24 protein-coding genes are annotated in these 24136 nt (G+C 64.0%); 12 read left to right on the top strand and 12 right to left on the bottom strand.

Annotated features, from left to right (window positions below):
- Positions 1 to 175: 175 nt before the first annotated feature.
- Both AAIH46_RS03575 and queF read left to right on the top strand, forming a co-directional pair.
- Positions 176 to 1093, top strand: coding sequence for a cation diffusion facilitator family transporter (locus AAIH46_RS03575; protein ID WP_430304219.1), 918 nt, complete (start codon positions 176 to 178; stop codon positions 1091 to 1093).
- The gene (queF, locus tag AAIH46_RS03570; protein ID WP_430304218.1) at positions 1090 to 1554 is read left to right on the top strand and encodes a preQ(1) synthase; all 465 of its coding nucleotides are present in this window, start codon (positions 1090 to 1092) and stop codon (positions 1552 to 1554) included. The genes AAIH46_RS03575 and queF overlap by 4 nt, the downstream gene beginning before the upstream one ends.
- A 52-nt stretch (positions 1555 to 1606) precedes the next feature.
- Here queF and AAIH46_RS03565 read toward each other — a convergent pair whose 3' ends face one another.
- Positions 1607 to 2437, bottom strand: a complete 831-nt coding sequence (locus AAIH46_RS03565) for a DUF2076 domain-containing protein (protein WP_430304217.1) — start codon at positions 2435 to 2437, stop codon at positions 1607 to 1609.
- Positions 2438 to 2545: 108 nt separating this feature from the next.
- Positions 2546 to 3136 carry a HupE/UreJ family protein gene (locus AAIH46_RS03560; protein ID WP_430304216.1) on the bottom strand — a complete coding sequence of 197 codons (591 nt, stop codon included), beginning with the start codon at positions 3134 to 3136 and terminating at the stop codon, positions 2546 to 2548.
- 298 nt (positions 3137 to 3434) lie between these two features.
- Between AAIH46_RS03560 and AAIH46_RS03555 the strand changes: the two genes are divergently transcribed.
- The gene (locus tag AAIH46_RS03555; protein ID WP_430304214.1) at positions 3435 to 4022 is read left to right on the top strand and encodes an ATP-dependent Clp protease proteolytic subunit; all 588 of its coding nucleotides are present in this window, start codon (positions 3435 to 3437) and stop codon (positions 4020 to 4022) included.
- Positions 4023 to 4083: 61 nt separating this feature from the next.
- Here AAIH46_RS03555 and AAIH46_RS03550 read toward each other — a convergent pair whose 3' ends face one another.
- Positions 4084 to 4692 carry a LysE/ArgO family amino acid transporter gene (locus AAIH46_RS03550; protein ID WP_430304213.1) on the bottom strand — a complete coding sequence of 203 codons (609 nt, stop codon included), beginning with the start codon at positions 4690 to 4692 and terminating at the stop codon, positions 4084 to 4086.
- Between the two features lie 96 nt (positions 4693 to 4788).
- Here AAIH46_RS03550 and AAIH46_RS03545 point away from each other — a divergent pair, with 96 nt between their 5' ends.
- A complete protein-coding gene (locus tag AAIH46_RS03545) occupies positions 4789 to 5688 on the top strand; it encodes a LysR family transcriptional regulator ArgP (protein ID WP_430304212.1) in 900 nt (299 codons plus the stop codon).
- Between the two features lie 22 nt (positions 5689 to 5710).
- Here AAIH46_RS03545 and AAIH46_RS03540 read toward each other — a convergent pair whose 3' ends face one another.
- The 3 genes from AAIH46_RS03540 to AAIH46_RS03530 form a co-directional block, all read right to left on the bottom strand.
- Positions 5711 to 6703, bottom strand: coding sequence for a hypothetical protein (locus tag AAIH46_RS03540; RefSeq protein WP_430304211.1), 993 nt, complete (start codon positions 6701 to 6703; stop codon positions 5711 to 5713).
- Between the two features lie 323 nt (positions 6704 to 7026).
- Positions 7027 to 8265: a saccharopine dehydrogenase family protein gene (locus tag AAIH46_RS03535; RefSeq protein ID WP_430304210.1), complete on the bottom strand. Its 1239-nt coding sequence runs from the start codon at positions 8263 to 8265 to the stop codon at positions 7027 to 7029.
- A gap of 42 nt (positions 8266 to 8307) precedes the next feature.
- Positions 8308 to 9402, bottom strand: coding sequence for a carboxynorspermidine decarboxylase (locus AAIH46_RS03530; protein ID WP_430304209.1), 1095 nt, complete (start codon positions 9400 to 9402; stop codon positions 8308 to 8310).
- A 285-nt stretch (positions 9403 to 9687) separates the two neighbouring features.
- On the opposite strand from AAIH46_RS03530, the gene AAIH46_RS03525 reads away from it, so the two are divergent.
- The 5 genes from AAIH46_RS03525 to AAIH46_RS03505 all read left to right on the top strand — a co-directional run bounded on the left by AAIH46_RS03525 (position 9688) and on the right by AAIH46_RS03505 (position 15403).
- The gene (locus AAIH46_RS03525) at positions 9688 to 10866 is read left to right on the top strand and encodes a benzoate/H(+) symporter BenE family transporter (protein WP_430304208.1); all 1179 of its coding nucleotides are present in this window, start codon (positions 9688 to 9690) and stop codon (positions 10864 to 10866) included.
- Between the two features lie 39 nt (positions 10867 to 10905).
- Positions 10906 to 11178, top strand: coding sequence for a BrnT family toxin (locus AAIH46_RS03520; protein ID WP_430304207.1), 273 nt, complete (start codon positions 10906 to 10908; stop codon positions 11176 to 11178).
- Positions 11156 to 11398: a type II toxin-antitoxin system BrnA family antitoxin gene (gene brnA, locus AAIH46_RS03515; RefSeq protein WP_430304206.1), complete on the top strand. Its 243-nt coding sequence runs from the start codon at positions 11156 to 11158 to the stop codon at positions 11396 to 11398. Before AAIH46_RS03520 ends, brnA begins: the two co-directional genes overlap by 23 nt.
- Before the next feature lie 326 nt (positions 11399 to 11724).
- Positions 11725 to 13449, top strand: coding sequence for a 2-isopropylmalate synthase (gene leuA, locus AAIH46_RS03510; protein WP_430304205.1), 1725 nt, complete (start codon positions 11725 to 11727; stop codon positions 13447 to 13449).
- Between the two features lie 250 nt (positions 13450 to 13699).
- Entirely contained in the window at positions 13700 to 15403 is a 1704-nt protein-coding gene (locus AAIH46_RS03505; protein WP_430304204.1) for a methyl-accepting chemotaxis protein, read from the top strand.
- Between the two features lie 30 nt (positions 15404 to 15433).
- Here the strand turns inward: AAIH46_RS03505 and AAIH46_RS03500 are convergent, their stop codons facing one another.
- The 3 genes from AAIH46_RS03500 to AAIH46_RS03490 form a co-directional block, all read right to left on the bottom strand.
- Complete coding sequence (locus AAIH46_RS03500) at positions 15434 to 16261, bottom strand: anti-sigma factor family protein (protein ID WP_430304203.1); 828 nt, start codon at positions 16259 to 16261, stop codon at positions 15434 to 15436.
- On the bottom strand, positions 16261 to 16740 hold the full coding sequence (locus AAIH46_RS03495; RefSeq protein ID WP_430304202.1) for a sigma factor-like helix-turn-helix DNA-binding protein: 480 nt from the start codon (positions 16738 to 16740) through the stop codon (positions 16261 to 16263). Before AAIH46_RS03495 ends, AAIH46_RS03500 begins: the two co-directional genes overlap by 1 nt.
- A 96-nt stretch (positions 16741 to 16836) precedes the next feature.
- A complete protein-coding gene (locus tag AAIH46_RS03490; protein ID WP_430304984.1) occupies positions 16837 to 17778 on the bottom strand; it encodes a metallophosphoesterase family protein in 942 nt (313 codons plus the stop codon).
- Positions 17779 to 17908: 130 nt separating this feature from the next.
- Between AAIH46_RS03490 and AAIH46_RS03485 the strand changes: the two genes are divergently transcribed.
- Positions 17909 to 18307 (top strand): NUDIX domain-containing protein, encoded by a 399-nt coding sequence (locus AAIH46_RS03485; RefSeq protein WP_430304983.1) that lies wholly within the window; start codon positions 17909 to 17911, stop codon positions 18305 to 18307.
- Between the two features lie 27 nt (positions 18308 to 18334).
- Here AAIH46_RS03485 and AAIH46_RS03480 read toward each other — a convergent pair whose 3' ends face one another.
- Positions 18335 to 19330: a glutathione S-transferase family protein gene (locus tag AAIH46_RS03480; protein WP_430304201.1), complete on the bottom strand. Its 996-nt coding sequence runs from the start codon at positions 19328 to 19330 to the stop codon at positions 18335 to 18337.
- Between the two features lie 252 nt (positions 19331 to 19582).
- On the opposite strand from AAIH46_RS03480, the gene AAIH46_RS03475 reads away from it, so the two are divergent.
- Together AAIH46_RS03475 and AAIH46_RS03470 are read left to right on the top strand one after the other, a co-directional pair.
- Positions 19583 to 20122, top strand: a complete 540-nt coding sequence (locus tag AAIH46_RS03475; protein WP_430304200.1) for a GNAT family N-acetyltransferase — start codon at positions 19583 to 19585, stop codon at positions 20120 to 20122.
- Positions 20123 to 20255: 133 nt separating this feature from the next.
- Positions 20256 to 21569 (top strand): MFS transporter, encoded by a 1314-nt coding sequence (locus tag AAIH46_RS03470; protein WP_430304199.1) that lies wholly within the window; start codon positions 20256 to 20258, stop codon positions 21567 to 21569.
- Positions 21570 to 21653: 84 nt separating this feature from the next.
- On the opposite strand, the gene AAIH46_RS03465 is transcribed toward AAIH46_RS03470, so the two are convergent.
- Both AAIH46_RS03465 and AAIH46_RS03460 read right to left on the bottom strand, forming a co-directional pair.
- Complete coding sequence (locus AAIH46_RS03465; protein WP_430304198.1) at positions 21654 to 22073, bottom strand: GNAT family N-acetyltransferase; 420 nt, start codon at positions 22071 to 22073, stop codon at positions 21654 to 21656.
- Positions 22070 to 24136, bottom strand: a complete 2067-nt coding sequence (locus AAIH46_RS03460) for a hypothetical protein (protein ID WP_430304197.1) — start codon at positions 24134 to 24136, stop codon at positions 22070 to 22072. Before AAIH46_RS03460 ends, AAIH46_RS03465 begins: the two co-directional genes overlap by 4 nt.

Here is a 24136-nt window from a genome sequence, read left to right as displayed (position 1 = left end):
TGTTATATAACGGGTTATGTGAAATGCAAGCGGGCGAATGCGGAACGACTTTGACAAGATCCTCCGCATCGGTCATATGACCGCGAAATCGAAACCGCCGCCGCGCAACACTGCGCCTCGGCGGTTTCGCCGTTTCAGGCCTGTTGCAAATCACTCGCATACGCATGGAAAGACGATGATCGACCCGAAAAACCTGGCTGTTCAGCGGATTGCCTTATGGGGCATTCCGCTTGCCATCTGCGTGCTCGGCTTGAAGCTGTCGGCCTGGTGGGTCACGGGTTCGGTGGCGCTGCTGTCCGACGGTCTGGAGAGCTTCGTCAACGTGACGGCAGCGGTGATGGCCTACTTCGTCATCCGCTACGCGCAGCGGCCTGCCGATGCGGACCATCAGTTCGGACATCACAAGGCCGAATATCTTTCGGCCGTCCTGGAGGGCGTGCTGATCATCATCGCCGCGCTGCTGATCGTCCGGGAAGCCTGGGACGGGCTTGTCGATCCGCGGCTTCCGGAGGCGCCGGTCCTCGGGCTCGCCATCAACGGATTTGCCGGCGTCATCAATGCGGTCTGGGCGACAGCGCTGATCCGCGTCGGTAACCGGTATCGCTCGCCAGCGCTGAAGGCCGACGGCCAGCACATCATGTCGGACGTCGTCACCTCTTTCGGCGTGCTGGTCGGGCTGGTGCTGGCGCTCATGACCGGCTACGCCATCCTCGATCCGCTGCTGGCGATCATCGTCGGCATCAACATCCTCTATCAGGGCTGGAAGGTGATCTCCCACTCGCTGGGCGGGCTGATGGACCGAGCCGTCGAGCCGGAGGAGGAGGAGGCGATCCGCCAGGCGATCAAGGAGAATGCCGAGGGCATTCTCGACGTCCACGATCTGCGGACACGCCGCGCCGGCGCCGCAGCCTTCATCGATTTTCACCTCGTCGTGTCGTCGCGCATGACCGTCGGCGAAGCGCATGATATCTGCGACCGCCTAGAAGATGCGATCAAGAAGGCCATTCCCGGCGCATCGCTTGCAATCCATGTGGAGCCGGAGGGCGAGGACGCCCACGGTTTAAAGGTAACGGTAGAAGGTAGTCAGTCATGAGCATGACCGATGTGAGCGGGCTGTCGCAGCTCGGCAAAATGGTGGAAACTCCGGCCAGCCCGGAAACGGCTGTTCTGGAAAAGGTCCCGAACGGCAATGCCGGCACGGATTACGTGGTGCGGTTCACGGCGCCGGAATTCACGTCGCTCTGCCCGATGACGGGCCAGCCGGATTTCGCCCATATCGTCATCGACTACATTCCGGGCGACCATCTGGTCGAATCGAAGTCGCTCAAGCTTTTCCTCCACTCGTTCCGCAACCACGGCGCCTTCCACGAGGACTGCTCCGTCTACATCGCGCGGCGGCTGGTGGAACTGCTGCAGCCGAAATGGCTGAGGATCGGCGCCTACTGGTATCCGCGCGGCGGAATTCCGATCGACGTGTTCTGGCAGACCGGTGCGGCGCCCGAAGGCGTCTGGCTCCCCGACCAGGGCGTGCCGACCTATCGCGGCCGAGGCTGACCCGAGCTATCAGCCGACGCACCGCCGGTGGCAGTGCGTCGGCCTTAACATGTCAGGCAAAGCTGCTGTCGTCGCCGCCGTCGCTATCGCCCGCATCGTCGGTCCAGCTGTCGCTACCGGCGTCGTCAGAGGCGTTCTGCAGGTCTGCATCGTCGCGCCTTACATCAGGATCCGCATCCGGGGCCGTGCCGGCTTCCGGTGCATCGCCATAGAAATTGTTGATCACCGTCTCCTCGACGGGCGCGCTGCCGAACCCTTCGCTCTGTGGTGAACCCAGCCCGAGGCCTGCCATGTGCTGGCCAAAGATGCCGCTCAGCGAATTGGCGAGCAGCATGCCGCCGGCGACCCCGGCCGCAGTGCCGAGCGCACCGGTGAGGAAGCTGCCGCCGGAGGAGGGCGACCGCATCTGTGGCGACCACGGGCCGCTCGCCTGCGGCTGCGCCGGTGGGGCATAGGCCTGCTGCGGATAGGTCGGTTGCGAAGCGGCCGGCTGTGCAGGATTGGACGCAGACGCACTGGCACCCCAGGGACCGCCCGCCGACGGACTGGCAGTGCCCGGTCGTGTCTGTGGCGTGGTGGACGAACGCGGCGGCTGACTGGAGCCGAAGATCGAGCTCAGGAAGCCGCCGCGCTCGCCGGTGCTGGCGGTTGCTTCCGCTTCCAGATCCCGGATCCGGCCCTCAAGCTCGTTGATGCGGGCAGAGGCTGCTTCCAGCCCCTTCTCCTGCACGATCACCGCCTGCGCCAGATAATAGGGGGAGGCTGGTTCGCTTCGTACAGCGTCGGCGATCAGGCGTTCCGCTTCGGGATCGCGCGGGGTGTTCGCCGCGGACTGGATGCGGCCGAACAGGTCGGTCAAAAGCTGGCGTTCTTCCGGTGACATGCTGATCTCCTCGGCCACGGGTGTTCAATCAACCCATAGCCCAGCAGATAGGGCCGGATCGTGTTCGCGTCATCCGGCCTTCGGTTAAATCGCGGTAAGGTGGGAGGCTTAGCCGCCGAACACCATCGACACGCCGGCCAGCGCCGTCAACACGCCGGCGACGCGCGATACGGAGGGTGCCAACCGGGTTGCGACAATGCCGAGACCGATGCCGGCCGCGTGGAGGAGGGCAGTCGAGATGACGAAGCCCGCGCCGAACGACAGGGCGCCGGCGACACCCAGTTCAGCGCCGTGCGCATGGCCGTGGAACAGCGCAAACACGGCAACGACGGCAGCGCTTGCTCCGGCCGGCAGCCGAACGGCCATCGCTACGAGGAGGCCGAGACCGATGACCGAGGCGAGGATCGCCGGCTCGACGAAAGGCAGCGAAATACCGAGGACCGCCAGCCCGAAACCGAGCGCCATGGTGCCGACAAAGGCTGCCGGCACGACAGCCAGTGCCGCTCTGTTGCCCGGACGCGTGGCGATCTGTGCCGCCCACAGGCCGACCGCCACCATGGCCAGCACGTGGTCTGCACCGAAGACCGGATGCGACAGGCCGGCCGCCAGCGATCCGTGCTCCAGCGGATCGAGATGCGCCATTGCCGGTGCTGCGGCCGTGGCAAAGAGGGCGGTGGCGAGCGGTAGACGTTTCAGCATGATGTTCCCCTGATCGTGACTGCTGGCGACGGCGTCTGCTGCAGTGCTTCGGCGCGAGATTAGGCAGTGCCCAAAATTCTGTCCATCCGCAAAATGACGAAGCGTGCGGGGAGACGTGGCGCATCGGCGATCAGCCAGTGGGCGATCTCTTGCGTCGTAGCCCGGCGCATCAGTCCGGTTGGCGGGCCGTTCACCTTACCGGCAGCTTGCTGCGCCATCTTGCGTCTTTGGCGCATTGTTTTGTGCGACCGAACGCATTATGTCCGGGGTAAGGACATCCTAGTTTGGAGACTGCGCAATGCTCGACGAGAATGAAGACGACAAGACGAAGGAATTGCCGCTCGGCAAGGAAACGGAGGCGAATCTTTTCAAGTCGCGTTCGATCTTCATCTACGGCGGAATCACCATGGAGCTGGCGCAGAAGGTGTGCACCCAGCTGGTGGCGCTGGCCGCGGCCAGCGACGATGACATCCGCCTCTACGTGAATTCGCCCGGCGGCCACGTCGAATCCGGCGATTCGATCCACGACATGATCAAGTTCATCAAGCCGAAGGTGTGGATCATCGGCACCGGCTGGGTCGCCTCCGCCGGCGCTCTGATCTACGTTTCGGTGCCGAAGGAGCGTCGCCTCTGCCTGCCGAACACCCGCTTCCTGCTGCACCAACCCTCGGGCGGCACGCGCGGCATGGCGTCCGACATCGAGATCCAGGCGCGGGAAATCATCAAGATGAACCAGCGGCTGATCAAGATCTTCGCCAAGGCCACCGGCCAGACGGAAGAGAAGATCGCCAAGGATATCGATCGCGACTACTGGCTTTCGGCAGAAGACGCCGTGCAGTACGGCCTGGCATCGAAAGTCATCGAAAGCGTCGCCGAGATCGGCTGAGCCGCTCGTTCGCCTTTGCTCGACTAAAAGACCCGCCGGTTTTGCCGGCGGGTCTTTTCGTTCAGGTGCCGGCGACCAGGCGGATGGCGATCGCCGTCATCACCAGCGCGATGGCCGCATCAAGGATGCGCCAGGCGGACGGACGCGCGAAAAGCGGCCTCAGCCATCTGGCGCCATAGCCGAGCGAGAAGAAGAAAACGAACGAGGCGGTGATGGCGCCGCTTGCAAACACCGCCTGGCTGCCGGCAAACTGGGTGGAGATCGTGCCGAGCAGGACGACGGTATCCAGATAGACATGCGGGTTGAGCCAGGTGAGCGCCAGACAGGTGACAAGCGTGCGGGCAAGCGTTCCGGCCTCGGCGCCATCGGCCACCAGTCCGCCTCCGGGTGCAACGGCGGAACGCAGGCTGCGGATGGCATACCAGATCAGGAAGCCCGCCCCGGTAATCCGCATGACCGGATCGAGCCAGGGGAGAATGCGGGCGATGCCGGCGAAGCTGGTGACACCGATGGCGATCAGGATTGCATCGGAGACGGCGCAGGCAAGGCAGATGGCCAGCACGTGGGACCCGCGCAGACCCTGGCGCAGCACGAAGGCGTTCTGCGCGCCGATTGCCACGATCAGGCTCAGCCCCATGCCGAAGCCGGTGATGAAAACCGAAAAATCCATTGCCGCTGATGCCTCCGATCGATCCGCGCTCTCGATAGAAGGCGGCCGGCATCGAGGCCAACGAATTCTGCTAATGCCGATGAAGCGAGATTGACGATGCTGGATTATCCCGCGCTCAGAGCCGTGGCGATGGTGGTCGAGACGGGGAGTTTCGAGAAGGCTGCAGCGGCCCTCCGCATCACACCGTCTGCGGTCTCGCAGCGCGTCAAGCAGTTGGAGGAGCGGCTGGGAACGGTGCTGATCGTGCGCGGACATCCGTGCGTCGCGACGAGCCAAGGCGCATGGCTCTGCCGTCACATGGAGCATGTCGGGCTTCTCGAACAGGAACTGCTGGCACAACTGCCGACCCTGTCGGGTGGCGATGCGCCTCTCTCACGGGTAACGCTGCATCTGGCGACGAATGCCGACAGTCTCGGCACCTGGTTCCTGGGCGCGGTCAACCGCTTTGCCAGAGCCTCGGATTGCCTGCTGAAGATCGAGGTGGACGATCAGGACCATACGGCCGAATGGCTGCAGGGCGGTCATGTGCTGGCGGCGGTGACCGGTGACGGCCGGCCGGTGCGGGGCTGCCGGATGACGCCACTCGGCAGCCTGCGCTATATCGCAACCGCCAGTCCCGAATTTATCGCGCGCCATTTTGCCGATGGCGTGACGCCGGAGGCTCTTGCCCATGCGCCGTCGCTGACCTTCAACCAGAAGGACGGGCTGCAGCAGCGCTGGGTGCAGCAGGTCTTTGGCCGGACGATCAGCCCGCCGACCCACTGGCTGCCCTCGACGCAAGGGTTTGTCGAGGCGTCGCTCGGCGGGCTGGGCTGGGGAATGAACCCGATCCAGCTGGTGCGTGATCATCTGAAGAGCGGCGCGCTGATGGAACTGGTCGCGGAGACGCCGCTCGACGTGCCGCTGTTCTGGCAGGTCAACCGACTTGCGGCCGATCCACTGGCGGACCTGACGCGCGAGATCGTGGCAGCGGCCCGCAGCGCGCTGGAGGCCTGATCGCCACGCGCAGGCGTTGCCGTCAGCGCACCACTGGTTCGCCGTGATAGCGGCGACGCGACGGTTTCGAGACGCCGAAGCCCACCTCCATCATCAACCGCGGCTTGGATTTCGCCAGCGTACCCATGTGGAAGCCGAACGGATCTTCGACGAAACCGAACCCCGCCTTGCCGGTCAGCGTCTCGGCGTTCTCCGGCCCGTAATACTCCAGCACCTCTTCCGAGGGATGGCCGACGAGCAGGGTCAACTGATGCTTGAGCCGGCGCTTGCGATGGCTGCCGCGCACGAAGACATGCGGACCGGCCTGATCGTCGACGTCCGACAGGTAGAAGAAGAATTTCAGCATCCGCCAGTCGTCGAGATCGAAGTGGAACTTGAACGAGGCGCGGTTCAGATCATCCTCGGATGCCGACTTGGTCGGAAACGTCCACCAGGTGCGCGTGGTGATGAGCTTGGCCTCGCCGCCGAGATAATGCTGGGCGATGGTGAGCAGCAGCGGATCGTCCTGAACGGCGACCGCCGCCTTGCATTGCATGACCCGCTCGAAGTGGTGGCCGCTGAGGATGGGGCGGCCGAACTGCGCCTCGGCCTGCGCATGGTCAAGGGCGCGAAATTCCAGGCTGCGGTCGAAATTGCCGAAGCAGGGCGTCCTGTCGGCGAAATCGGCGATTTCTTCGTGGATTTTAGCGGGAAGTTCAAGGCCGGTGAAGATGCCGTCCCGGCGGAGCGTCTCGGCAACCTTCTCCGCCTGCAGAAGGCCGAACATCGAGGTGCCGGGAGGTGTCGGCGGTGCCCGCCTGGCGGTCAGCCAATGGGCGCGGCGGAACGGCATCGTCCGACCGAGCACGAACATCGGCAGCCATGCCGGGTTTTCCCTGAGATCGGTCAGATAGGTCGGAACGCGCGCCGCCATGCGCCTGAACGTTCCGCCGCTGCGGGCGATCGTCTCCAGGTCCGTCTTGGGCTTGCGGGGTTGAGTGGGTTTGGAAGGTCCGGGCTGAGAGGTGCCAAGCATCTGCTATCCTCGTTCTTTCCATGGCCATGCCATGCTCTGATCGACCCGCATCCCCATACGTATATTAGTCCAGCAGGGCGCATACCGCAATGCAGCATTGAATTGTGATTTACACTCGGTTTCGCGGCAGACGGCGAGCTGTGGCGAAATGGCACGCGCGATCGCTGGCGTTTGCCACATGCGGGTGGGAGGTCGTAGCTTCCGGGAAGGTCGCCTTCCAGTGTCAGCCGCGTCCCGCAGACGACGGTTTCAACTTGCCTCACCAATGAAAGACCCCGCCGGAGTGCTCCGGCGGGGTCTTGTCTGTCACCCGGTGGTGAGGATCAGAACTGGACGGGGCGGTCGCCGTCCTCGTCCTTGATGCGGGTCGGAAGACCGATGCGGTTGAGGAGGTTGATGAACGGCTTCGGCGGCAGTTCCTCGACGTTCGCCATCTTCTTCACGTCCCACTCGCCGGTGGCGATGAGCATGGCGGCGGCGACCGGCGGCACGCCGGCGGTGAACGAGATGCCCTGGCTGCCGACCTCGTTATAGGCTTCCTTGTGATCGGCGACGTTGTAGAGGAAGACGGTCTTCTCCTTGCCGTCCTTGAAGCCCTTCACATAGTCGCCGATGCAGGTCTTGCCCTCGTATTCCGGCGCCAGCGACGACGGGTCAGGCAGGCAGGCCTTGACGACCTTCAGCGGCACGACTTCGGACCCGTCGGCGAGCTTCACCGGCTGCTCCGACAAGAGGCCGATCGACTTCAGGACGGTGAAGACGTTGATGTAGTGATCGCCAAAGCCCATCCAGAAGCGCACGTCGGCGCCGTCCATGTTCTTGGCCAGCGAATGCACCTCGTCATGGCCGCAGAGATAGGCGCGGCGGGTGCCGACCACCGGCAGGTCATAGTCCTTGCCGATCTCGAACATCTTGTTGACCTGCCATTCGCCGCCCTGCCACGAATACACGACGCCAGTGAACTCGCGAAAATTGATTTCCGGGTCGAAGTTGGTGGCGAAATACTTGCCGTGGCTGCCGGCATTGATGTCGACGATATCGACGTCCGTCACCTTGTCGAGATACTCGTCCTTGGCAAGCCGCGCATAGGCATTGACGACGCCCGGATCGAAGCCGGCGCCGAGGATGGCAGTGATGCCCTTTTCCTCGCATTCGGCGGCCCGCTTCCACTCGTAGTTTCCGTACCACGGGGGCGTCTCGCAGATCTTGTTCGGCTCTTCATGAATGGCGGTGTCGATGTAGGCGACGCCGGTATCGATGCAGGCCCGAAGGACCGACATGTTGAGGAAGGCGGTGCCGACATTGATGACGATCTCGACGCCGAGCTTGCGGATTAGCGCTTTGGTCGCCTCGATGTCGAGCGCGTCCAGCGCGTGCGCCTCAAGGACGCCGTCCTGCTTCATCGCCTTCTTTTCGTGGACGGAGGCGATGATCTTGTCGCACTTCGCCTTGGTGCGCGAGGCGATGTGGATTTCGCCCAGGGCGTCGTTGTTCTGGGCGCACTTATGCGCAACGACCTGGGCGACGCCACCGGCGCCGATGATGAGCACGTTCTTCTTCATGATGCGGACCAAACTCCTTCGTGTCCAATCGTCAGAAGCCTCTCAGGAGAGGCTTTGTTCGTAGTCCGTGTAGTCGAACTCGCGGACCGTCCTGATGCTGCCATCCAGTTCACGGATGGCGATTGACGGCATTTTCACGCCGTTAAACCAGTTTTTCTTGACCATCGTGTAACCGGCAGCGTCCTGGATCGAAATCCGGTCGCCGACCTTCAGTTCATGGTCGAAATTGAATTCGCCGAAAATGTCGCCGGCCAGGCACGACTTGCCGCAGATCATGTAGCGGTGGGCGCCGTCGCTCGGCGGCAGCTTGGCGTTCTCCCGGTAGATCAGCAGGTCGAGCATGTGTGCCTCGATCGAGCTGTCGACGACGGCGAGGTTCTTGCCGTTGGTGAGCGTGTCGAGCACCGAGACTTCCAGCGTCGTGGATTTGGTGATCGAAGCCTCGCCGGGCTCGAGATACACCTGCACGCCAAACTCGCCGGCAAACCGCTTCAGGCGCTCCGCCAGCTTCTCCAGGGGATAGTCGTCGCCGGTGAAGTGGATGCCGCCGCCAAGGCTCACCCATTCGGCACGCTTGAGAAGAGGTGCAAACTTTTCCTCGATCTCGCCGAGCATGCGGTCGAACAGCTCGAAATCGGAATTTTCGCAGTTGTTGTGGATCATGAAGCCGGAGATCATCTCCATCACCGGCTCGACCTTTTTCACATCCCATTCGCCCAGCCGCGAGAAGGGCCGGGCAGGGTCGGCGAGATCGAAGCTCGAGGACGAGACGCCGGGATTGAGGCGCAGGCCGCGGGTTATGCCTGACGCCTTGTCGGCAAACCGGGTCAGCTGGCCGATCGAATTGAAAATGATCTTGTCGGCATGGGATACCACCTCGTCGATCTCGTAATCGGCATAGGCGACGGAGTAGGCATGCGTTTCCTTGCCGAAACGTTCGTGACCGAGGCGCACCTCATTGAGCGACGACGACGTCGTGCCATCCATGTAATCGCGCATGAGGTCGAAGACCGACCAGGTGGCAAAACACTTCAGGGCCAGCAGGGCCTTGGCACCGGAAAGCTCCCGAAGCCGGGCGATCTTCTCCATGTTCTGAAGGAGCTTCGACTTGTCGATCAGGTAATAGGGCGTTTCCATTCGAAACCGTTTCCTTCCCGCAGGGACAATGCAAGGACGTCAGACAGGGCAGGAGCGTCAGACAGGGCAAGCGCGCCAGATAGGCAATAGGGGGCCGGAACGCAAGTGGGAGCGGGGGATATGCCCCGGTTGTCGGCGGCAAACGATTGCCCGGAGCCTCAGCGTTGTCACTCCGTCAGGCGGTCCGGCATCCGCAGGTGACGGATCTGCTTCAGGCAGGGCTTGCCACCCAACATTCTTTTTGATCTTCAGGTTCCACCCGACCGCCGCTGAAGAGACCCACAGATGCTGAAAGATTTCTCGCTCCAGGCCATGATCATGGGTCTGCTGACGGCGTTCGTCGGCTTCGTCAGCTCTTTTGCGGTCATCATGCAGGGTCTGACGGCGGTCGGTGCGCAGCCGGGCGAGGTGGCGTCCGCACTGCTTGCCCTGTCGCTGCTGATGGGGCTGCTCGGCATCCTCCTGCCGATCTGGAAGCGGATGCCGATCAGCATTGCCTGGTCGACCCCCGGCGCGGCGCTGCTGACGAGCGTCGGCATCATCGAGGGCGGTTTTCCGGCAGCTGTCGGGGCCTTCGTCATGACCGGAGCGCTGATCGTGCTCTCGGGTCTGTTTTCGCCGCTCGGCCGCGCGATCCGGATGATCCCGGCGCCGCTCGCCAATGCGATGCTTGCCGGCATCCTGGTCAACCTCTGCCTGGCGCCGGTCAAGGCTGTGTCGTTCAACCCGTGGCTCGGCCTGCCGATCGTCATCACCTGGATCCTGGTTTTCGTCTGGAAGCGGATCTGGGCAGTGCCGGCCGCACTGGCGGCCTTCGTTGTGGTGCTGGTTCTCGGCGTCGACCTGCCGCCGGACGTGCTGTCGGAACTCGGCCGCTCCATCCATCCCGAACTGATCTTCGTTTCACCTCACTTCACCTGGCACGGCTTCGTGTCGGTGGCGTTGCCGCTGTTCATCGTCACCATGGCCTCGCAGAACATTCCGGGCATCGCCATCCTCAAGGCGAACGGTTTTGAGCCGCCGGCCAACAGGCTGTTTTCGCTGACCGGCCTCTGTTCCCTCATCGCCGCGGTGTTCGGTGCCGTGCCGGTCAATCTGGCAGCGGTGACGGCTGCAATGTGCGCCAGCGAGGAGGCGCACCCCGATCCGCAGCGCCGCTACTGGTCGGCGCTGATCGGCGGTGTGGGATACATCCTTCTCGGACTGCTGTCGTCGGCAATCATCGCCTTCGTCGCGCTGTCGCCGCCGATCCTGCTGCAGGCAGTTGCGGGCCTCGCGCTCGTCGGGGCATTTTCAGGCTCGGCGCAGGCGGCCTTCCGCGATGCAGAGAGCCGCGAGGCGGCGGCGGTGACGTTCCTTGTCACGGCCTCCGGCGTGGCGTTCGCGGGCATCTCGGGCGCCTTCTGGGGACTGATCGCCGGCGCGGCGATTCTCAGCCTGAAGCGGGTGATAACGAGGGATTGAAGGGCTCGCCGTAGGTGCGGCTTCGTGATCTGATGCGGCATGCAGTTCGAGTTCAATCCCGCCAAGAGTGCCAGCAATAAGGAGAAGCACGGAATTGATTTCGTGGAAGCTCAGGCTTTGTGGCGCGACGTAAACAGCATCTCGACGCCGGGGCGCTCGCAAGATGAAGTACGCTATGGTATCATCGGGATAATTGGGGGGAAGCACTGGGTCGGCTATTTCACCATCAGGGGCCGCTACATTCGCATCATTTCCGTGCGGAGGGCGCGGGACGCGGAGAGGAAGCACTATGAAGACAATAACCACCGCTGAGTTTGATCGAAAATTCGACGATGGCGAAGATGTCAGCGAATACTTCGACTGGGCGAATGCGCGCCGCGTCAACTGGGAGCACGAACTGGTCGAACTGGAGCTTCCCAAGGAAGAGTTGGCGGAGTTGGATGCCGAAGTCGCGCGTCTCGGAACGAGCAGGGAACGCCTCGTCACGAAATGGGTGCGCGAGCGGCTCCAAGGCAAGTTCGCCGCCGAATAACCGGCTTGCACGACGAGCCGACGCAGGTTATCACTTTCACCATGAAGATTTCGGGCGAGATCATTTCTGCTTCATACGCCGCGGGCCACATGGCTGACCGCGCGTCTTCGTTCGCCCTGAACTCGCTTCTTCTCCTCGGCCTTATCCGCGGTTGCCGGGTCCGTTGAGGAGCGCCCGGCGGCCGACACAGCCCGCCGGCTAGAGCTCCTCGCACAAAAATCCCACAATGTGACCGAAAGCCTCGGATGAGGCCTTGATCCGCGCACGCGCAGCTTTAACAGCCTTAGGCTACAAGCGCCGGCGCTGGACGCGAAGGAGACGAAGACATGGACGCCAAGACATCCTCAGCATCGCAGACCGCCACCGGCCCGAAGGGCATGCCAGACGCATCCCGCAAGTACCGCGCCTACCCGCAGATCCAGATCCCCGACCGCACCTGGCCCTCTAAGGTGATCGACAAGGCGCCGATCTGGTGCTCGGTCGACCTGCGCGACGGCAACCAGTCGCTGGTCAACCCGATGGGCCATGACCGCAAGGCGCGCATGTTCAAGCTGCTGCTCGACATGGGCTTCAAGGAAATCGAGATCGGCTTCCCGTCCGCCTCGCAGACCGACTTCGACTTTGCACGCTGGTGCGTCGAGGAAGGCGGCGTGCCGGAAGACGTGTCGCTGCAGGTGCTGGTGCAGTGCCGGCCGGAACTGATCACGCGCACGTTCGAGGCGCTGGAAGGCGCCCACAAGCCGATCATCCACTTCTACAATTCTACGTCCGAACTGCAGCGCCGGGTGGTGTTTGCCAAGGACGTGCCGGGCATCAGGCAGATCGCCGTGGATGCGGCCAAGATGATCATCGACATGGCCGAAAAGGCCGGTGGCGGCTACCGCTTCGAGTATTCGCCGGAAAGCTTCACCGGCACCGAGCTGGAGGTGGCGCTGGATATCTGCAACGCGGTGATCGCTGAAATCAAGCCGACGGCCGACAACAAGCTGATCCTCAACCTGCCGTCGACGGTCGAAATGGCAACGCCGAACATCTACGCCGACCAGATCGAGTGGATGTGCCGCAACCTCGACAACCGCGAAAACATCATCGTCTCGCTGCATCCTCACAACGACCGGGGCACCGGGATCGCCGCCACCGAACTGGGGTTGATGGCGGGTGCCGATCGCGTCGAGGGCACGCTGTTCGGCAATGGCGAGCGCACCGGCAATGTCGACGTCGTGACCTTGGCGCTCAACATGTTCACGCAAGGCATCGATCCCGAGCTGGACTGCACCGATATCGAGCGGATCAAGGCGGTCTACGAGTACTCCAACGAGATGGTCATTCCCGAGCGCCACCCTTACGTCGGTGAACTCGTCTATACCGCCTTTTCCGGTTCGCACCAGGATGCCATCAACAAGGGCATGAAGGCGATCAAGACCGCCAACTCGCCGGTCTGGGAAGTGCCCTACCTGCCGATCGATCCGCAGGATGTCGGCCGGACCTACGAGGCAATCATCCGTATCAATTCCCAGTCGGGCAAGGGCGGCATTGCCTACATCCTGAGCCAGGACTACGGCATCAACCTGCCGCGCAACCTGCAGGTGGAGTTCCGCGAGGAGATCCAGCGGATCACCGATGAAGAGGGCAAGGAGCTTCCGGCCAAGCGCATCCATGAGAGCTTCATGCAGCGCTATGTGGAGCAGCCGGATGCACGGCTGAAGTTCATTGACCACCACACCTACCCGGCTGGCCTCGACCAGAAGGGGATCCGCATCGTCGCCGCCGAAATCAGTGACAAAGGTGAAGTGAAGCGGATCGAGGGCAAGGGTACAGGTCCGATCGACGGTTTCGTCAACGCGCTGTCCAGCTACCTCGGCATCGACCTCTCGGTCGCCGACTATTCCGAGCACTCGCTCCAGCACGGCTCGAATGCCTCGGCCATCGCCTATGTGGAGATGGAGCACGCCGGAGGAAAACTGTTCGGCGCCGGGGTCAATCAGAACATCGTCACCGCTTCGCTGGAAGCGATCGTCTCGGCCGCCAACCGGGTGCTGGAGGCGCGCTGAGCCGAAACAGAAAACGCCTGCAAGGGGAGCGGCGGCGGACCTCGGTCCCTTCCGCTCCCCGGCTTGCAGCACGCAGAGCGTCTACTGCCATCTGGATCGCGAACCTCCAGATGGTAGCCAGCTGCGAGACGACAGGATCGGGGCCGCAACTCCAATTTCTTGTGGTGGAAAAGTTTTAGTCTAATTTTAGATAACGGTAAATCTCGTGGCGGTTGTATTGCGCTGCTGCAGTTCGCGAGGGGGCCTGATCATGTCGTTCCATGGGTTATTCAGTTCCCGTCGCCTGTCGGAAGACATGGCGGCCCTTTCGCGATCGCAGGCGATGATCTGGTTCGAGCCGGATGGCACGGTCATCGATGCCAATGACAATTTCTGCAGCGCTCTCGGCTATGAACTCGACGAGATCGTCGGCAGGCATCACCGGATCTTCTGCGCGGAGCAGGTCTCGACAGCGCCGGATTATGCCCGGTTCTGGAGCGACCTTGCCGCCGGAAACTTCAAGAACGGCCAGTTCTGCCGCCAGACCAAAAGCGGCAAGGACGTCTGGATCGAGGCATCCTACAATCCGGTGTTCCGCGGCGATCGCGTCGTCCGGGTGTTGAAGATCGCCAGCGACATCACGTCCTCCAAGCTCGAAGCGCTGAACGATATCAACCGTTTGCGTGCGATCGACCAGTCGCAGGCGATCATCGAGTTCGAGACCGACGGAACCGTCGTCAAGGCGAACCAGAATTTCCTGTCGGCAATGGGCTACCGGCTCGAGGAAATCGTCGGCCGACATCACCGCCTGTTCTGCGACCCCGCCTATGTCGCAAGCGACGACTATCATCGCTTCTGGGAGCGTCTGCGCGGCGGCGAATTCATTGCCGACGATTTCGTGCGCATCGGCAAGGGCGGCGGCAAGGTGTGGATCCAGGCCGCCTATACGCCTGTCTTCAATGCCGAAGGCAAGGTCTACAAGGTCATCAAGGTGGCGACCAACATCACCGCCCGCATGGCGGCGGTCGAGACGATCGGCAAGGCCATCGGCAGCCTCGCGGCGGGCGATCTGACCGTCGACATCGCCGGTGACATCGATCCGGCACTCGAAAAGGTGCGGTCGGACTTCAACCTGGCCGTGAGGTCGCTGGAACAGACCGTCGGGTCGATCAAGCAGTCGGCAGGCGTACTTGCCTGCAATGCGCGGGTCATCAACACGATTTCCGACGACATCGCCAAGAGTGCCGAGAAGCACGCGGCGTCGGTCGAGGAGACTGCTGCAGCGCTCGAGGAAATCACCACCACCGTCCGCGATTCCAGCGCCCGCGCCAGCGATGCCATGCAGCTGGTGGCGGGCACGCGGGCCTCCGCCGAAGCCTCCGGCAAGATCGTCGAGGATGCCACCGCGGCCATGGAGAAGATCGCCGGATCGTCGAAGGAGATCGAGAACATCATCAGCGTCATCGACGAGATCGCCTTCCAGACCAACCTGCTGGCGTTGAATGCGGGCGTCGAGGCGGCCCGCGCCGGCGAGGCGGGCAAGGGCTTTGCCGTCGTCGCCCAGGAGGTCCGCGAGCTCGCCCAGCGCTCGGCAAGTGCTGCAAAGGACATCAAGGCGCTGATCTTTACCTCGGCGGCCTCGGTCAAGCATGGGGTGTCGCTGGTCAACAGCACGGGCGAGGTGCTGCGCGAGATCGTCGACCAGGTGAAGCAGGTGGACATGAACGTCCAGGCGATCTCGACAGCGGCCCGCGAGCAGTCGCTCGGCATCAACGAGATCAACACCGCCATCGGCATGCTCGACCAGGGGACGCAGAAGAATGCCGTGACTGTGGAAGAGGCGAATGCCGCGGCACAGACCCTGGCCTTGGAGGCGGAGAACCTCTACGGCCTGATCGAGAAGTTCCGGGTATCAGGCGAGGCACCGGCACGCGCTGCTGGCGTTGCGGCAACCTGGCTTCGAACGGTTGCCTGAGGATGTTCGCGCCGAAATCTGCTCAGGACGTCAGATGATGCCGGCGATCTTGCCGGCCAGGCCGTCCAGATAGGCATCGGACGACGGGCCGGTCAGCACGTAGCTTGCCTGCTGTCCGTGCCAGACGACGAGGCCGATATCGTCGCGGATGACTTCCTGCATATCCGCATCGGAGGGCGTCAGGCTCTTGGCGAAGGAGATGGCGATGACTTCGGCATCACGGTTGCGGTAGACGAGCTGGCCGACCGGGCGGCCGCCGGCGGAATAGAGCCTGGCGCCGACGAATTCCAGGTCTTCGCTTCTGAGATCGGGGATCCGGAAGGAGACCCCGGTGGTGGCCATCAGCCAGTCGACGATGTGCGCCGATTCGGCTGCCGGCACTTCGACGAGATGGCGCGACTGGCGGGAGAACAGACGGTAGTTCGAGACAACGTCGTCGAGCCAGGCCTTGTTCGGATCACCGGCGAGATCCGCATAGGTGGTCATCTGCGGGCGGGACGCGAACATGTAGCCGGCGCCGGCGCCGAGCGAGAACATCAACAGCGAAGATGCGATGACCACGTTCAGCGTCGGCTTGATCCGCGGTCGACCGGGGCCGGCCTTCGGCAGCCTGACGGCGCGGCGCGGTTCGGACGCAGTCTTGATCGAACGCACGAGGTCGAGCGAGACGGGCTCCTTCAGGAGGTCGGCAAAATGCAGGCGGCCGAAATCGTCGACGCTCTTCAGCATTTCCGCCTGGGCCCGGGCCTGGGCATCCGCCTGGATGAGCGCTTCGACGGCTGCCCGGTCGGCATCCGACAGTTCACCGTCGAGCATGGCGGAAAGCTGAGCCTCGAGCTGCTTGCGGTTGTCGATCATCAGGCGCGGCGCTCCGTCGTTTCAACCGCGAGATGGGCAAGCTCGCAGCGGGCGGCGACCATGGTCGCGGCGATCGCATCCGGCGTCCCCCCCATGACGGCGGCAGCCTCGCGGTAGCTCAGCTTTTCGACGGCGCAGAGCAGGAAGACGGAAGCGCATTCCTCCGACAGGAGATCGAGCAGCGCCCGACCATTGCCGACTTGCCCCGCGTAGCGTTGGGCCGTGACACGCAAGGTCTCGGACGGACGGCGCTTGACCGGCTCCGCGCGCACGAGGCTGCGCACGGCGGCAAACAGCCGCACTTCGAGCCGCGTATCGCCCTTCCACATGTGCGACTTCTGGATCGCCTGCTCGCAGGCCTGGATGACGATCGCATCGACCCTTGCTGGATCGCGCAGAAGCGTCAGCGCAAAGCGCCGGATCTTCGGCAACAGGGCTACGAGGTCTCGTCTGATATCGATGCGGTGGTTGGCGTCCATGGGATGCGACCGGCTCGTTTCACATTCGGGTACGTCAGAGGAGATATGGCAGCACATTAAAACAGCCAGGGCTTTCGCCAAACTGGTTTACGATTCCTATAAAAGCGGCGGCACTGCCTGGAGCGGAGGCGGATCGCCGTAAAGAACCCTGCGCTCCTCGTGCGCGATCGCATCGGCTTCAGGCGTCAGCCCGAACCGATCGCAGGCGAGGTTCCAGGCGCCGGGTTCACCAGAGAGCGAGAACAGGTTGTAGGCGGCCGGCGGCTTGTGGCCACCCGGCCCCTGCGACGCGGACGCGATGCCGAGGACCGGCACTTCTCCGTGATGCGTCTTCAGCTTGTAGAGCGTGTTGAGATGCGTGTGGCCGTGCAGCACGAGTTCCGCGCCGCCCATCGACATCGCCGCGGCAAAACGGCGGATGCCGATCATCCGCTTGTGCGACGACGCGGCGCCGCGGATCGGCGGGTGGTGGATCAGCACGACGCGGAACAGGCCCTGTTCTCCGGCGCGCTTCAACAGGTTCACCGTTTCGCGCGCCTGTCGGGCGCTGAAATAGCCGCCTGCCGAGAACGGCAGCGTCGCGTTGGAGGTCGAACAGCCGATGATGGCGATCGGACCGCGCTGGCGGTAGGTGGGGAAGATGTGCTCCTCATCCCAGGCCTGAGGATCGTCGTCGCTGGCGATGAAGGGATACCATTCGCGCACCGACCGGTCGTGAGCACCGGGCACATAGGCATCGTGATTGCCAGGCACCACAGTGGTTTCCGCGGGGTCGCCGACGCTGCGCAGCCATTCGCCGGCGAGCTTGATCTCGATCGACGTGGCCAGGTTGACCAGGTCGCCGGTGATCATCAGGTGATCGGGCACGCGCAGGCGCATGTCGCTCAGCAGAAGATCGAGTGTGTTGACAAGCAGATGCTTACGCCTGTTACGGTGCCAGTTGATAAAGCCGGTGATCCGCTTCGAAGCCAGTTCACGCACTGTCAGGCGCGGCAGAGGACCCAGATGAATGTCGGAGATATGCGCAAACGTGAACATGAAGCGAGACATAGAGCCTAGCGTGGGAGGGGACAAGCCGGGAGCCGGGGAGGGTGTTCCCGAGGTCAGTGGGTGGCGAACGCGGTCGGTGGTGTTTTTGTTGCATAAGCTGTTTGCCCTGACACGCGGCATGACGCTTGGCGTACGGGCCGCCTGCTTCGATGATGCGGGCCGCATCTTCCTCGTGCGCCACACCTATGTGCCCGGTTGGTACATGCCGGGCGGCGGCGTGGAGCGCGGCGAGACGGTGGCCGGCGCACTGGTCAAGGAACTGCGCGAGGAGGGCAATCTGGAGATCATCGGCACGCCGGAGCTCCTTCGGATCTACCAGAACCGGAAGGCGAGCAATCGCGATCACGTTGCCTTCTACCGGCTCAAGGTGCGCCAGACGGCACCGCGTCGCCCGGACCGCGAGATCGCCGAAAGCGGGTTCTTTGCCCTCGACGCACTGCCCGCGGACGTGACGCAGGCGACACTGCGCCGCCTGCGGGAACTTGACGGCTCAATGCCGCCCTCGGATACCTGGTAGGCGCCGCGGCGCACTACCGGATGGACCCTAATCAGCCGGTCCGAGCGCCTCGCGCCCGTGTGGCGCGTCGAGGTCGAGAACCGGTCCAGCCGGAACGATGCCGGTCGGATTGATGTTCTTGTGGCTGCGGTAGTAGTGCGCCTTGATGTGGCGCAGGTTGACCGTCTCGCGGATGCCCGGCTGCTGGTAGAGGTCGCGCAGGTAGGCCGACAGGTTCGGGTAATCGGCAATGCGACGCAGGTTGCACTTGAAGTGACCGACATAGACCGGATCGAAGCGGACGAGGGTGGTGAACAGCCGCCAATCGGCCTCGGTCAGGCGGTTGCCGACGAGATAGCGGTCTTTGGCGAGTCGCGCATCCAGCTGATCCAGCGTCTGGAAAAGAGCCGTGACGGCTTCCTCGTAGGCCTCCTCGCTTGTGGCAAAACCGGCCTTATAGACACCGTTGTTGACAGTGTCGTAGACGAGCGCGTTGACGCTGTCGATCTCCGCCAGGAGATGACCGGGGGCGAAGTCTTCCTTTGATCCGGTCAGCCCGTCGAAGGCGGAATTGAACATGCGGATGATGTCGGCCGACTCGTTGGACACGATGGTGTTCTGCTGCTTGTCCCAGAGGACCGGCACGGTGACCCGGCCGGTGTACGCCGCGTCGGCCCTTGTGTAGACCTGCCAGAGGGCGGCGCTGCCGAAGAGGTCGTCGGCCGTCGCATCGGCATCGTCCTGCGGCCGGAATTCCCAGCCGTTCTCCAGCATCAGCGGATGGACGATCGAGACGGAGATCAGATCGTCGAGCTTCTTCAGCTTGCGGAAGATCAGCGTCCGGTGCGCCCAGGGACAGGCAAGCGAGACGTAGAGGTGGTAGCGGCCGCTTTCCGCCTTGAAGCCGGGCTTGCCGGTCGGGCCGGCGCTGCCATCGGCCGTCACCCAGTTGCGGAAGACAGACTGGGAGCGCTTGAAGTGGCCGCCCGTCGATTTCGTGTCGTACCAGACGTCCTTCCAGACGCCTTCCACCAGCATGCCCATGATGCTTCCTTTCCGTGGCCAACTCTTCTCATCCTCATGTGGCAGCAGCACGCGGCAAATTCGAGCCCGCCCGGCGAAGACGATGTGTTTTCGATAGACGACAAAAAAATTTGCTGCTATTTCGCTTTCCAATCGAGGATATGCACGACATGACTGACGCCCGGAACCTGCGACGACGCTGATCGAAACTTGAACGGTGCCTGACGGCGCCGCGCCGATCCTTGTCCAGTCTGCCAGTGGTTTCAGCATCCTATGCCCAAGCACGATCTCGTCTACCTCACCGAGGACGCGTCGCACGACGCCATCATCGAACTCATCAATGCCGAAGCATTCGGTCCGGGCCGCTTCGCCAAGGCCGCGGCGCGCATCCGCGAGCAGGGTCCGCATGACCGCTCGCTGTCCTTCGTCTGCGCCGACGATGGGGAAACCATCGCATCGGTGCGCATGACGGCCGTCAGGGCCGGTGGCGTCGATGGCCATCTCCTCGGTCCGCTCGCAGTCAGGCCGTCGCACAAGAACCGCGGCATCGGCCGCGAGCTGGTGCGCATCGCCATCGAGGCTGCCCGTCGCAAGGGCTCCGAGGCTGTCATCCTGGTCGGCGATCCGCCCTACTACATGCCGCTCGGCTTCGAGAAGGTGGCCTACCAGGCACTGGCGTTTCCCGGGCCGGTGGATCCGGGCCGCGTGCTGGTGGTTCCGATGGGCGATGATGTCCATGCACGGCTGAAGGGCGTCATCGCCTGGCAGGCATGGGAGCCATCCTCAGCCATGATCGCCGACGCCGCCGAGTAGCGCGCCCGATCACGTTCGCATCCTTCCAGGTCTGCCGCACAGGCTGGCTGGCGCAAGCCCGGCAATCCGGATAAGTCCTGTCTCGTCGCGCGGCCATGGCGGCTGCACGATAAGGGGAACGAGGGACAGGTTGATGGCAGCGATGACGATGGACGAGGCGCTCGATCGCGCCGGTGCCGGACGTTACCAGAAGCGGCTGATGGGGATCTTCGGGCTCGTCTGGACCGCCGATGCGATGCAGGTTCTGGCCGTCGGCTTCACCGCCGCGTCGATTGCCGCGAGTTTCGGCCTGACGGTTCCGCAGGCACTGCAGACCGGCACGGCCTTCTTCCTCGGCATGCTGCTCGGAGCGCTCGGCTTCGGCCGGCTCGCCGACCGGATCGGCCGTCGGCGCGTGCTGATCGTCACGGTGGCCTGTGACGCGGTGTTCGGCACGCTGTCGATCTTCGCACCCGATTTTACCATCCTGCTCATCCTGCGTTTCCTCACCGGCGCGGCTGTCGGCGGTACGTTGCCGGTCGACTATGCGATGATGGCGGAATTCCTTCCGGCCCGAAACCGCGGCCGCTGGCTGGTGCTGCTCGAGGGCTTCTGGGCCATCGGCACGCTGATCGTTGCGCTCGCTGCCTGGGCGGCAAGCCTTGCCGGCGTCGCCGATGCCTGGCGCTATATCTTCGCGGTCACCGCCATCCCGGCGATCGCGGGCATCGGCCTGCGCTTCCTCGTGCCGGAATCGCCGCTCTACCTGATGCGGTCCGGCCGCAACGCGGAGGCGAAAGCGATCATCGACGAAATTCTCGTGGTCAACGGCCGGGAACCGCTTGCCCCAGAGACGAGCCTCATCTCGCCGGCGCCGATCAAGGCGGGCGGCCTGTTTTCCGGCGCCCTGCGCCAGCGCAGCATCATGATCCTGGCGATCTGGTTCCTGGTTTCGGTCTCCTACTACGGCGTCTTCACCTGGATGCCGGCACGGCTGGCGGGCGAAGGTTTCGGCTTCGTGCGTGGCTACGGGTTCCTGGTGCTGGTGGCGCTGGCGCAGATCCCCGGCTATGCGCTCGCTGCCTATGGCGTCGAAAAATGGGGTCGCCGGCCGACCCTGATCGGCTACTGCATCCTCTCGGCGCTCGGCTGCCTGCTGTTCGTTGCAGCCCCCAGCGCCATGCTGATCGGGGCGGCACTGCTGCTGATGAGCTTTGCCCTGCTTGGCACATGGGGCGCGCTCTATGCCTACACGCCCGAGCTGTTTCCGACGACGCTGCGGGCCACCGGAATGGGCGCGGCGGGCGCCATGGCGCGGCTCGGCGGGCTGCTGGCCCCGTCACTCGTCGGCTATGTCGTCGTTCAGGGGCTCGGCCTGACGATCGGCATCTTCGCCGGATTGCTGGCGATGGCAGCCGTCGCTGCCATGCTGATCAAGACGGAGACGCGCCAGGCATCGCTTGCCTGATCCTGACATGCCGCCAGCTCTTCCCTGGCCGATGCGAGGTCCCGCCGACAAGCCTGCTTGCCGATCGAGCGCGCAGGTTTTTTGTCAGAGGGTTTTCCTGAGGAAGGTGCGGGTGCGGTCGCCGACGAAGTTCGGGATCTCTCCGAACACTTCGTAGCCCTGCCGCCGATAGGCCTTCAGCGCCGTCGGGTTGAAGGTGTCGATCCAGGCACCGTGGCAGCCGCGAGATCGTGCCTCCGTCTCGGCCAGTTCCAGCATCTTTCCGGCAAGCCCTTTGCCACGATGCTCCTCCGGCACGACGAGGTTCTGGGTGAACAGCCAGCCCCAGGCAGTGTAGCCGACCAGACCGCCGGTCACCGTTCCATCTTCATCGCGGATCAGAACCGCGAGGTGCTTGCGCCCCGAAGGCCCGACGTCATCGGTGTTGAAGGCGGAGAGGGCAGCCAGAACTGCAGCCATCTCGGGCTCGGAAGGCTCCGTCGCCAGTTGCAGGAGATCGCTCATCGTCCCTCGCGCCACCACATGGCCGATACGGCAAACAGCAGGGCGGCGAGCCCGGCAAAGCCGGCGAACAATGGTGTCGTATCGATGCCGCGCAGTACCGTTTCATCGGTCATGCGGATCACCATCCGGTTGGGGTCGGCGACTCGCACCTCGCCGCGCACCGGCAGGATATCGGGAAGGCTGATGCCATCGCCATTCTCCACACGCGCCACCAGTCCCCGGGTCTTCTGGGCGTAGGGGGCAAGCGTGTCGGTGGTCGAGATCATCGCCTTGAACTCCGGCGCATCGACGGCGCCGATATGCACCAGCGTCGAGAACTCGCCGTTGCGCACCTCGAAGAGGCCGGTCTCCTCCATGCGCCGGTCGATCCGGTAGAGCCCGGGTCCGGCGGCGGAAAACGGGACGGTCTCGGTGCGTCCGGAGGGGTAGCGGATGGTCGCCGGACCGGGATCGTCGCCGATCGTCTGGCGCGTCGCTTCCAGCGTCCGGCCGATGGCGCGCGCGGTCAGCGCCTCCTCCTCCAGTTCCGGTTCCTTCATCAGCCAGTGGGCGATGCGCCGGTAGAGGGACACATGCGGGCCGCCGCCCTCGAAGCCGCGCGCCCACAGCCAGCCCTGGTCGGACAGCAGCATCGCCACCCGGCCTTCGCCCTTGCGGTCGAGCACAAGCAGCGGACGGTCGCCATCGCCCTGCATGACGGTCTCGCCCTGCGGCACGCCGACATCGACCGTGCGGAACCAACGGCCCCAGGACGGCGGTTCGCTGGCGGACCCGTCGAGGCCGCGGGTGACCGGGTGCTTCTTGCCGAGATCCGACAGGCGCGGGAAGAAGCCGGCCTGATGCATGTCGCCGGTCGGCGCGGCAGGCAGGACGGCGGCAAGCGGCGTTGAGGCGATCGAGTCGGCGCCGGCATGTTCGGGACCGGCCGCGATCAGCAGCGCCCCGCCGTTTTCGACGTACTGGGCGATGTAGTCGTAATAGAGGATCGGCAGCACGCCACGGTGCTGGTAGCGGTCGAAGATGATCAGGTCGAAATCGTTGATCTTCTCGACGAACAGCTCGCGGGTCGGGAAGGCGATCAGCGACAGTTCGTTGATCGGCGTTCCATCCTGCTTTTCCGGCGGCCGCAGAATGGTGAAGTGGACGAGATCGACGGAGGCATCGGATTTCAGAAGATTCCGCCAGGCGCGCTCGCCGGCGTGAGGTTCGCCAGACACCAGCAGCACGCGCAGGTTCTGGCGGATGCCGTCGATCACGTGGACGGCACGATTGTTGGCGGTCGTCACCTCGCCCGGCAGTTCGGCGACGGAGAATTCCATGACGTTGTTGCCGCCGCGGGGCACGGTGAAGCCGAACGGGATCGGCTGGCCGGGCGTCGCCTGCAGGGTGGCGATGACCTCGCCGTTCATGCGCACCGTGACCGGCGCCGTGCCGCCTTGCTGGCGTCCGTCGTCGAACACCCGCAGCGTCATTTCCTGATCCTCGCCGACGATGCCGAAGCGGGGGGCGCGCACGACTTCGACGCGCCGGTCGAACTCGTCGGCGCGGCCGGTGATCAGGCCGTGGATCGGCGCATCGAAGGCGGGGCCTTGGTCGACGCCCGGAAGATCGTGGATCTGGCCGTCGGTGAGGAAGACCGCGCCACCGACGCGCGCCGGAGGCACATCGGCGGTGGCGGCCGAGAGGGCGGAGAACAGCCGCGTCGACGGCGTGTCGGAATTCTCGTCGTCACGCACCTCGACGATGCGCGTTTCGATGCGCGGGAAGCGGGAGAAGCGATCGGTGAGGGCCTTGAGCGCGGCGTCAGTCTGCGCCACGCGCTGCGGCGTGTCCTGGCTCTGCGAACGGTCGACGACGACGGGAACGATGGTCGACAGCGGCTCGCGATCCTCCTGCATCAGCGTCGGGTTGGCGAGGGCCAGCAGCAGGAAGCCAAGCGCCAGCGCCCGCAGCGTCGCCCCGCGTAGCCCGCGCCACAGCGAGACGATGACGAGGATGGCGGAAAACACGCCAAGGCCGGCGAGGATCGACCAGGGCAGGAAGGGCGCGAATTGGATGTCCAT

The sequence above is a fragment of the Rhizobium sp. 0TCS1.26 genome (genome assembly GCF_050455525.1).
Taxonomy (GTDB): Bacteria; Pseudomonadota; Alphaproteobacteria; order Rhizobiales; family Rhizobiaceae; genus Neorhizobium.
Note: the sequence above shows the minus strand (reverse complement) of the source record. Positions and strands in the feature narration are given on the sequence as shown.